Here is an 11,284-nt window from a genome sequence, read left to right as displayed (position 1 = left end):
GAGGGTATTTTGACGGCAGCGAAGTCACAAAAAAAGATTGCTATTTTCGATGATGATGATGATATTTTAGCGATTTGCGAATACGTACTCAGCGAAGACGGCTGGGAAGTCCGTACATTTCTGGAATGCGACAACGTGGTCGAGACCGTAGAAGCGTTCAGTCCAGACGTGATTATCATGGACAATTGGATTCCCAAAATCGGCGGTATCGAGGCCACCAGGCAGCTCAAAGCATCCGCATATAATCAAATTCCGGTTATTTATTTCTCAGCCAATCGCGATGTAAAGCAATTGGCCGAACAAGCCGGTGCGGAAACTTTCCTCGCCAAACCGTTTGATGTGGAACTATTGAAGCAACTCGTCAACGATACGGTAGCCAGATTTGGCTAGACTGGCGCGTCGCCGGTTGTTTTTTTTAGAAAAATTTCGAATTATCGAAAAAAAATTATCATTATTGCAACCAGAAAGTCACCTAAACCGAAGAATCCCTGGGAAGATTGTTGTGTGAGCTGATGAGGTGGAAACCGGTAAAGTGGTGGCTCAATTGGAACTACCAGTACGAACAACACGACATCTACTAACTATGGATTTTACCTTTACCTCTATTGCATGCAATTGCATATGGCGCCTTCATCATCATCGCCGTTTTCAGCCCGCCGTACTGACAGCTACCTGGAACGCGTTAAGGCCTAAGTCAAAAAGGACGTTAGCGGCATGAACCAGATCCACTTTATATCGGGCTTGCCGCGTTCGGGATCGACGTTATTGTCGGCGATACTGACCCAGAATCCCATGGTACATGCCGGGATGAGCAGTCCGGTGGCCTCGTTGGTAAACGGTTGTCTCGAACAAATCGGAGCCGGAAGCGAATTCTATTCGTTTTTTGATGAGAAGAAAAGGAAGGCGGTCTGCTCGGCGTTGTTCAACGCTTACTACCAGGATAACCCCAAAGAAATCATTTTCGATACCAACCGCCTGTGGACAGCGCGTATGCATCAACTGGTGGAGCTGTTTGATGATTTCAAGGTTGTCTGCCTGGTGCGCGACCCCGCCTGGATCATGGACAGCTTTGAGAAAATCTACCGCAAGAATCCCTTCGATTACAGCCGGATGTTTTCCGCGGGAAACCGGGCAACCGTGTACACCCGCTGCGAGAGCTTATTGAATGGGGTGGTGGGTATTGCGCTCACTGCACTTAAGGAAGCGTTCTATGGCGAATATGCCGACCGACTGCTGCTGGTGGACTACGAGCTGCTGGCCCGTTTTCCCGAGAAGACCATGAAACTGATTTATGAGTTTACGGGGTTGGACTCCTATCAGCACGACTTCGACAACGTAGACTACTCGCAGGATGAATTTGATTATACACTGGGTGTGAAAGGCCTGCATACGGTAGGCCGCAAAGTCGAATTCAAGCAGCGGCGGTCCATCCTGCCGCCGGATTTGTTCCAGAAATACAGCGAAATGGCGTTTTGGAAAGATACGGCAGGAAGCGACGCGCACGTTATTGCAGCGAAAGATAACAACCTCAAACAGACAACCGAATAAACGTAAACTTACAATGATGAGTTTCACCAATCGTACGATGAAAAGCAAAAAAATCAGTACAGCTTTGATGCAACTGGCCATGGTGGCGAGTCCGCTTTCGCTCAGTGCGGCCACCTCGGCCTATTACAGCAGCCGGCGGAGTGCATATGGCTCGGGCAGCAATAAAACCTATTGGGTCGATCCGGCATTGGACCGGATAGCCAAAGCTTGGGTTGATAATGGTAGTTCCCGTCCGAGCCGGATGCCGACATTGCCGCCGACTGAGAAGACCGAACTGGCCATCCAGAAGGCGTCGGTGAAAGAAGTATTGGTGGTTGACCAAAATATAACGGATTACCGGCAGTTCAGTCATTTGATAAAACCGGGGGTCGAACTGGTGGAGATTCCGCGGGATGCGGACGGGCTAGCGTTCTTGATGCATGCCCTGGCGCAATACGACGGCTTGAATGCCCTGCATGTGGTTTCGCATGCCCGTGCGGGGGAGTTGTTGCTGGGTAATGCACGCATAACGGCTGACATCCTGAAAACTCATTCCGAGTTTGCAGGGGCGGTTAATAAGGCCGTCAAAGCCGGCGGTGACTTGCTGTTATATGGCTGTGAGCTGGGCAAAGGTGCGGCGGGCGATGCATTCCTGGAAATCATTAAGGGAAGCACGCATGTGGATGTGGCCGCTTCGGACAACCTCACGGGGAACGCGGCTTTCGATGGCGATTGGGAGCTGGAAATCCAGAAAGGGGATATTGAGGCAAAGCCTTTGGCCAATTCGGTGGCGATGAAGGATTTTACGGAGGTGTTGCAGCTAAGCGGAACCAAAACGTTTGAAGAGTGGAATGGAGAATATAACGCAGACGATCCCACCAAAGACTGGGACGACGGTTTTACCACTTACATTTCAACGCCGGGGTCTTATCAAGAAGTATTGGGAGGGTTGGCGACGGATGGCATTTATGTGAGTATGTACAGTGATGATTCGAAATTTCTCATCCGATCAAACCCTGCTGGAGATGCTTTTGGGATGAGCAATTTGAATATTGCTACACCGGATAGGGGTGGGAATCCTACCACGGAGGTCACCATTTACGGGTATGAAGCCGGTAATGCTACACCCGTGGTCACAAAGAGTAATGTAAATGTGGCCAGTGACAGCGGGACTGAAATCGATCTGACCACAGGGATTAGCGGGACAGGTTCCTTTTCCAATATTATTCGGCTACGGATAAAGCAAAACAATGGTGATTCTTTCGATCTGATGTCGGTGACGTTTACACCGGTAAATAACGCCCCATCAGCCCCAGACCTGACAGCCAGCAGCGATAGAGGCTCCAGCAATACCGACAACCTCACGAACGATACCACGCCGACCTTCACCGGTACCGCCGAAGCAGGAGCGATCGTCCGGCTCTACGCAGACGGTGTGGAAGTCGGCTCTGTAACAGCCGACGGGTCCGGCAACTGGACCATCACCTCGACCCCACTCAACGAGGGCACGTACGACATTACCGCGCGTACCGACGACGGCGCCGGCAACCTGAGCGCGCCCTCGTCTTCGCTCTCCGTTACCATCGACGTGACCGGCCCGGCCGTATCCACACCGGACCTGGCCGACGCGTCCGACAGCGGCAGCTCGAATACCGACAACATCACCAACGTGCGCCGACCCGAGCTCACGGGCACGGCCCCGGCCGGAACCTTCATCCAGCTCTTCATCGACAATGCCGGCAACGGCGATGCCACCGACCCCTTGAACGAATTTATCGGCACCGGCACCGCCGGCGCGGGAGGAACCTGGTCGATTACCCCTACCTCGGATCTTTCCCCGGGAACCTGGTCCATCAAGGCACGCGGCCAGGACGATGCGGGGAATTTCGGCGCGGCTTCCTCCAGCGTGAACGTCACGATTGACATCACACCACCGGCGGCCGTCCCCGCTGTACCCGATCTGGCGACGGGCAGCGACACCGGTTCATCCAGCACCGACAACCTCACCAATGATACCACCCCGACGTTCAGCGGTACCTACACGGCCAATAATGTGGTCCGGTTGTACGCAAACGGTGTGCTGGTTGGGTCCGCGACCGCCGACGGCTCGGGGAACTGGACCATCACCTCGGACGCCCTTGGTGCAAGTACCTATTCCTTTACCGCACGTGGCGTCGACCTCGCAGGCAATGAAGGCACGGCCTCGTCTTCCCTCTCCGTTACCATCGACGTGACCGGCCCGGTTGTATCCACACCGGACCTGGCCGACGCGTCCGACAGCGGCAGCTCGAATACCGACAACATCACCAACGTGCGCCGACCCGAGTTCACGGGCACGGCGCCGGCCGGAACCCTCGTCCAGCTCTTCATCGACAATGCCGGCAACGGCGATGCCACCGACCCGTTGAACGAAATTATCGGCACCGGTACCGCCGGCGCGGGAGGAACCTGGTCGATTACCCCTACCTCGGACCTTTTCCCGGGAACCTGGTCCATCAAGGCACGCGGCCAGGACGATGCGGGGAATTTCGGCGCGGCTTCCTCCAGCGTGAACGTCACGATTGACATCACACCGCCGGCGGCCGTCCCCGCTGTACCCGATCTGGCGACGGGCAGCGACACCGGCTCTTCCGATTCCGACAACCTTACGAACGACACCACCCCGACGTTCAGCGGTACCTACACGGCCAATAATGTGGTCCGGCTGTACGCAAACGGTGTGCTGGTTGGGTCCGCGACTGCCGACGGCTCGGGGAACTGGACCATCACCTCGGACGCCCTTGGTGCAGGTACCTATTCCTTTACCGCACGCGGCGTCGACCTCGCAGGCAATGAAGGCACGGCCTCCAACGGCTTATCGGTGACGATAGACAACGCCGCTCCCACCGCGCCGTCCACGCCCGACATGGATGCGGACAGCGACACCGGCAGCTCCGACTCGGACAACAATACCGACGACACCACTCCGACCTTCAGCGGTACGGGCGCGGAAGCCAACGCCATTGTGTACCTGTACGTCGGCGGGGTGGAGGTCGGCGAGAGCACGGCGGATGGCTCCGGCAACTGGAGCGTCACCGTCAGCGCCGGCATGGCGCTGGACGCTGGCGACTATTTCGTCGTGGTTCGTACCATAGATGCGGCCGGCAATCTCAGCAACGCTTCGGGGGCGCTGCCAATACACATCAATACCGCCCCAACGGCCAACGGCAATCTCTCCCAAACAGTCAGCTACACGGAGGATCCGGGCGGCAGCGTGGCCTTGGGCGACATCGTCGTCTCCGACATCGATCCCGGCGATGCCATCACCGCCACGCTCACGCTATCCGATCCATCCGCTGGTACACTTTCCACCGGTACGTACGGTTCGGCGACATCAACCTATAATGCCGGCACCGGTGTATGGACGGTAAACGGTTCGGTAGCCGACGTGAATGCGGCACTGGCCACAGTGGCTTTTACACCATCGGCTGATCATGATCAGAATTTTACGATTACGACACGCATCCGCGATGCCGCGGGTACGGGACCTGCCGATGGTACGATCAGCGTTACGGTTACCCCGGTGAACGATGCACCCACGGCAACCAACCTAACGCAAACGAAGTCCGCGACAGAAGGCGGCAGCACCGTTGCTTTGGACGATATCGTGGTGACGGATGTGGATGCGGGCGAAACGATTACCGCCACGTTTTCGCTATCCGATCCATCCGCTGGTACACTTTCCACCGGTACGTTCGGCTCGGCGACATCAACCTATAATGCCGGCACCGGTGTATGGACGGTGACCGGTTCGGTCGCCGACGTGAATGCGGCACTGGCCGCAGTGGCTTTTACACCATCGGCTGACAATGATCAGAATTTTACGATTACGACACGTATCCGTGACGCGGCAAATACAGGGCCCGCCGATGGCACCATCAGCGTTACGGTTACCGCGGTGAACGATGCACCTGTGGTAACTGCACCGGCCACCATCGCAGTGAATGAGGACGTACCGGCGGCGCTCACGGGCATCAGCTTTGCCGATGTGGATGCGGGATCGGGGACGGTAACCGCGACCCTATCCGTTCCAAGCGGCTCGCTGTCGGCGACCGGCGGGGCCGGTGTGACCGTCGGCGGCACAGCCAGTGCGCTGACCTTGACGGGAACGATGGCCGATATCAACGCTTATATCGCGGCAGGCAACGTGACCTTCACCACTGCACCGGATGCGACCGGCAATGTAACGCTGACCGTGGAAATAGACGACAGCGGCAACACGGGGTCAGGCGGGTCCCAACAGGATTCCGGAACGGTTACGCTGCAGGTTACCGCGGTGAACGATGCCCCCACGGCAACCAACCTGACGCAATCGAAGACCGCTGCCGAAGGCGGCAGCGCCGTTGCGTTGGATGATATCGTGGTGACTGACCCCGATGCGGGGGAAGCGATCACCGCAACACTGACAATGAGCGATCCGGCGGCGGGCTCGCTGAGCACAGGCACCTTCGGCTCGGCGACATCAACCTATAATGCCGGCACCGGGGTATGGGCGGTAGCCGGTTCGGTGGCGGACGTAAATGCGGCACTGGCAGCGGTGGCTTTTACACCATCAGCCGACAACGAACAGGATTTTACGATTACGACGCGCATCCGCGATGCCGCGGATACGGGGCCTGCCGATGGCACAATCAGTGTCACGGTAGTCGATATGACGCCGCCTGTGGTGACGGCCATCGAGGTAAGCGGTACGCCTTCGGCGAATGCGGAGGCCATCCAGTTCACCGTTTACTTTGACGAGGTGCCGGCGAATATTTCGATCAGTGATTTTACGCTCACACCGTCGGGTACGGCGAACGCGGATATTGCCAGCAATTCCCCGGTGAATGCGAATACCGTGACGGTGACGATCGACCAGATCAGCGGTACGGGTACGCTGCGGCTGGACGTGGTTGCTAACCCGGGGATTACGGATACGGAGGGCAACGGTGACGGCACCAACGGTTACGTGGCGGCCTTTACCGGTGGCGAACTCCATACGGTAGACCGGGACGCGCCCGGCGTACCGGCCGGCCTGGCATTGGATGCCGGCTCCGATTCGGGTACCGCGGGCGACGGCATCACGAATGACAACACGCCGGCGCTGAACGGGACGGCCGATGCCAATGTGACCATCACGGTCACCTCCGATTTGGACGGCGTGCTGGGTACCACCACCTCCAACGGCAGCGGCGAGTGGAGCTATACGCCCACCACACCGCTTACCGATGGAGCGCATGGCCTTACGGCCACCGCCACGGATGGGGCGGGGAATACTTCCGGGGCGTCCACTGCCCTGGGAATCACCGTGGATACCACCCCACATCCCAAACCTTCATCCCCGGTATTGGCGACGGCCTCGGATACGGGCGAAAGTAACTCGGATGGCATCACCAACCTGGCTGACATCACCCTTCAGGGCACCGCCGGCTCGGTGGAGGCAGATGCGCGGGTACACGCCCGGTCCGATCTGGAGGGCGGCCTCACCAATGCCACGGCCAATGCCGACGGCAGCTGGAGCCTGGATGTATCGGGCTTGGCGGAAGGTACCCACCAGCTGCAGATTACCGCCACCGATGTAGCAGGTAATACAAGTGCTTACTCCGATGCGTTGACCGTGACAATTGACAGAACCGCCCCGCCCGTCAGCGGCGTGGCCTTCGACCAGGCAAGCGTGACGGCGGGCAACCGGACGGCCATTAGCCTGACCCTGGCCGGGGCGGAAGTGGGTACGAGCGCGTCACTCACGATTACCGGTAGTGATGGCGGTACGCCGGTCGCCGTTTCGGGATTGGCGGTCGGTTCGGCAGCGCAGCAGTTCACGGGGATTGATGTGAGTGGCTTGAACGACGGCACGCTCACCGTGAGCCTGACAGTGGTTGATGTTGCTGGCAATGAATCCGCATCGGTAATCAATACGGTCGGCAAAGATGCCGTTGTACCGTCGGTATCCGGTGTGTCAATTGCCGATGGCAACTACACAGCAAGCGACTTGATCGACATCAGTGTTGCATTCGACGACGATGTCACGGTGGGCGGCACGAATTCCACGCTGGCCATTGCGATTGGCGGGGTGACCGGGCAAGCCGTCTTTGTCAGTGAAAATGCCGGGGTGCTGCTTTACCAATATACGGTACAGGCGGGTGACAATACGGATGGATCGGGCGTGGTTGCGCTGGCCAATGGCATTTCCCTGAATGGGGATGTTATCCGCGATGCGGGTGACAATATTGTAAACTTATTCTATGCGCAAGTCGGCAACGCCGATGCGCAGGTGGATACGGAAGCTCCGGTACCGCCCGTGGTGGGACTGCCGGATGCGGCTACAGTGGTCAATGCCACTGATTACGTAATTAGTGGTACGCATTCTGAAAGCGGGGTAACCCTGAGGCTCTACCTCGATGCAGATGATGACGGTGTGCCGGATAATGCCGTCGCGCTTGATTCGGATGTCGTGACCGATGGTTCCTGGAGCTTGGCCGCTCCGCTGGTTGCGGATAGTGACAATAATTTTGTGGTCGTGGCCGAAGATGCGGTGGACAACAGGTCGGCGGCCGTGGATGTGCCCACCATCACGGAAGATTCGGTGGCACCAGCAGCACCGTCCATGCCAGCCCTTTCGGCAGCTAGCGACAGCGGGGTGAGTGACAGCGATGGTATAACCAATATTACTGTGGTCACCCTGACGGGCACGGCTGAACCCCAGAGTACGGTGACATTGACCAGCAACCTTGACGGTATAGTGGGGACGGCAGTTGCCAATGGTGATGGCAATTGGAGCCTGGTCACAGGCACGCTGGTCGATGGTGTCCGCAGCCTGACAGTCACCGCTACCGATGCGGCGGGCAATGAGGGTGTCCCATCAATGGCCCTGGAACTCACCATTGATACCGGGGAACCGGCACTGAGCGCGATTGCCGACCAATTCCTGGATCCCGGCGTCAGTAGCGATGCTCTTGATATCACGTTGGTCGATGGTGGCAGCACACCGGAAAACCTGCTATTTACCGCGGCGAGTTCTAATCTGGCGGTAGTGCCTTCAGCGAATCTGGTGCTAGGAGGTTCCGGTGCGAGCCGCACGGTGACGGTAACGGCATTGGGATCGGGAATGGCTACCATTACGTTGAATGCCGAGGACGAAGCGGGTAACATGGGCAAAGTTTCATTCGCGGTACAGGTGAATAGCACACCAACGATCAGCGGCACGCCGGAAACGAGCGTGGACCAGGATGTGGCTTACAGTTTCATCCCGGTAGCTGATGACATCGACGGTGACGAGCTGACGTACAGCATCACAAACAAACCGGATTGGGCGGACTTCGACACGGCCACGGGTGAGCTTGGCGGCACGCCGGGCAACAGCGAAGTGGGCATCACCACGGGCATTGTGATCGCGGTGAGCGATGGTACGCTTAGTGCGGATCTTGCTGCCTTCAATCTGGAGGTGGTGAACGTGAATGATGCGCCGACCATCAGCGGTATACCGGCTACCAGCGTGGAACAGGACGTGGCGTACAGCTTCGTGCCCACGGCATCGGATGCCGATAACGATATGGAAGAACTGACCTTCATGATCGCGAACAAGCCCGATTGGGCAGATTTTGATACCGCGACGGGTGAGCTATCCGGCACGCCGGGCAACGGTAATGTGGGTGTGACCACGGGTATCGTGCTCACGGTGACTGACGGGACGGAGTCGGCGGATCTTGCTGCCTTCGATCTGGAGGTGGTGAATGTGAACGATGCACCGACTATCAGCGGCACACCGGGAACGAGTGTGGACCAGGATGTGGCTTACAGTTTCATCCCGGTAGCCGATGACATCGACGGTGATGAGCTGACGTACAGCATCACGAACAAACCGGACTGGGCGGATTTCGATACCGCCACGGGTGAGCTATCCGGCACGCCGGGCAACGGTGATGTGGGCGTGACCACGGATATCGTCATCTCGGTGAGCGATGGTACGCTTAGTGTGGATCTTGCTGCCTTCGACCTGGAGGTGGTGAACGTGAACGATGCGCCGACCATCGGCGGTACGCCGGCGATGAGCGTGGATCAGGGTATGGCCTATAGCTTCATCCCCGCAGCCGAAGATATCGATGGGGATGAGCTGACATTCAGCATAACGAACAAGCCTGATTGGGCGGACTTCAACACGGCCACGGGTGAGCTATCCGGCACGCCGGGCAACGGTGACGTGGGCATCACCACGGGCATCGTCATCGCGGTGACCGACGGTACTGCGTCGGCGAGTCTGGCAGCTTTCGACCTGGAAGTGAACAGTGTGATCATTTCGGGCATAACATTACCGGACGGCAGCTTTGTATACGACGGAACGACCAAATCCTTGACGATTGTAGGGATGCTGCCGGAGGGCGCATCGGTAAGTTATGCGAATAACAGCCGGACGGATGCGGGCACCCAGGAAGTAACGGCTACCGTGAGCGGCGGTAACTACGAAGACCTGGTGCTGACGGCCACGCTGCGGATCACGCCTGGGATGCGGACACTGGCCTTCCCGGTACTGGCGGAACGCACCTACGGGGATGACGATTTCAGCGGGGATGCCAGTACCAGCAGCGGGGAGGGGATCACCTACACGAGCAGCAACCCGGCGGTAGCGGAGATTACGGCAGACGGGATGATCCGCATCACGGGCGCGGGCGAGGCGATGATCACGGCCACGGTACCGGCGAACGGGAACTATGCGAACCGCCCGGAGATCACCCAGGCATTGGTTGTGCGCAAGGCCAGCCAGACGATCATGTTCAACGCCCCTGCGGAAGTGAACCGGGATGCGGGCACGGTACAGCTGGACGTAACGGCCTCAAGCGGGCTGCCGGTATCCCTGGCAATCGACGACGAACAGGTGGCCACACTGAGCGGCACGGCACTCAACGTACTCCGGCTGGGTACGGTACGCATCACGGCCGCGCAGGCGGGCGACGGCAACCATGAAGCTGCCGGACCGGTGACGGTGACGGTACGGGTGGTCGACCCGGCCTCTGACTTCCCGGTGCGTGTGCATCAGGCGGTATCGCCGAACGGCGACGGCATCAACGAGTTCCTGATCATCGAGGGTATCCGGGATTACCGGAGTAACCGGGTGAGCGTGATCAACCGCAACGGCACGGTGGTTTGGGAGGCCAGCGGCTACGACAACGACCGGGTGGCGTTCCGCGGCGTCGGCACGGGGCAGCAGCAGCTTCCTGCGGGGACGTACTTCTACATCGTGGAACTCCAAGCGGGCAGCGGTACGGAATACCGGAAGGGTTACTTTGTGTTAAGGTATTAGTGGAGAGGTTTTACGACAGTTGCTCCACGACTGGATCCGGTGCGCTGTGCTTCCGTCTCCCAGGCCGTGTCTGCAACCGGCGTAAAACCGGCAGGGGTTTGGTTGGTGATTTATGAAAGGTAATAATCGAAAAAGCAGTAAAATGAAAAGGAATATAATCAGCGTCATAGTGATTTTGCTGGCGGTGGGCCACATCCGGGCCCAGCAGCCGCTTACGCACACGCAGCACGGGCAGCTGCGTACGGTGGTCAACCCGGCGGCGAGCCTGATGAGCCGGAACGGTGAGGTGTCGGTGATCGGCCGGCGGCAGTGGGTGGGCATGGACGGTGCGCCCACGGTATTCTGGGGCAGCGGCCACGTGGGCTTCGAAAGCTTCGGTGCGACGGCTGGGCTGAACATCCGCCACGAGAGCCTGGCGGTGGAGAAACTGACCGAAGCCTC

At 58.4% G+C, this 11,284-nt stretch carries 4 protein-coding genes; all 4 read left to right on the top strand.

Features of this window, described 5'->3' with window-relative positions:
• Positions 1–9 precede the first annotated feature (9 nt).
• Positions 10–390, top strand: coding sequence for a response regulator (locus IEV98_RS21220; protein ID WP_188508063.1), 381 nt, complete (start codon positions 10–12; stop codon positions 388–390).
• Positions 391–714: 324 nt separating this feature from the next.
• Complete coding sequence (locus IEV98_RS21215; RefSeq protein ID WP_188508062.1) at positions 715–1,548, top strand: sulfotransferase family protein; 834 nt, start codon at positions 715–717, stop codon at positions 1,546–1,548.
• A 37-nt stretch (positions 1,549–1,585) separates the two neighbouring features.
• Positions 1,586–10,843: an Ig-like domain-containing protein gene (locus tag IEV98_RS21210; protein WP_188508061.1), complete on the top strand. Its 9,258-nt coding sequence runs from the start codon at positions 1,586–1,588 to the stop codon at positions 10,841–10,843.
• 142 nt (positions 10,844–10,985) lie between these two features.
• Positions 10,986–11,284 (top strand): type IX secretion system membrane protein PorP/SprF (locus IEV98_RS21205; RefSeq protein ID WP_188508060.1); only part of this gene is annotated, 299 nt, incomplete at its 3' end.

Source organism: Parapedobacter pyrenivorans, from assembly GCF_014636865.1.
Classification (GTDB): domain Bacteria; phylum Bacteroidota; class Bacteroidia; order Sphingobacteriales; family Sphingobacteriaceae; genus Parapedobacter; species Parapedobacter pyrenivorans.
The sequence above is the reverse complement of the archived record's forward strand: the minus strand, read 5'-3'. Positions and strand labels throughout refer to the sequence as shown.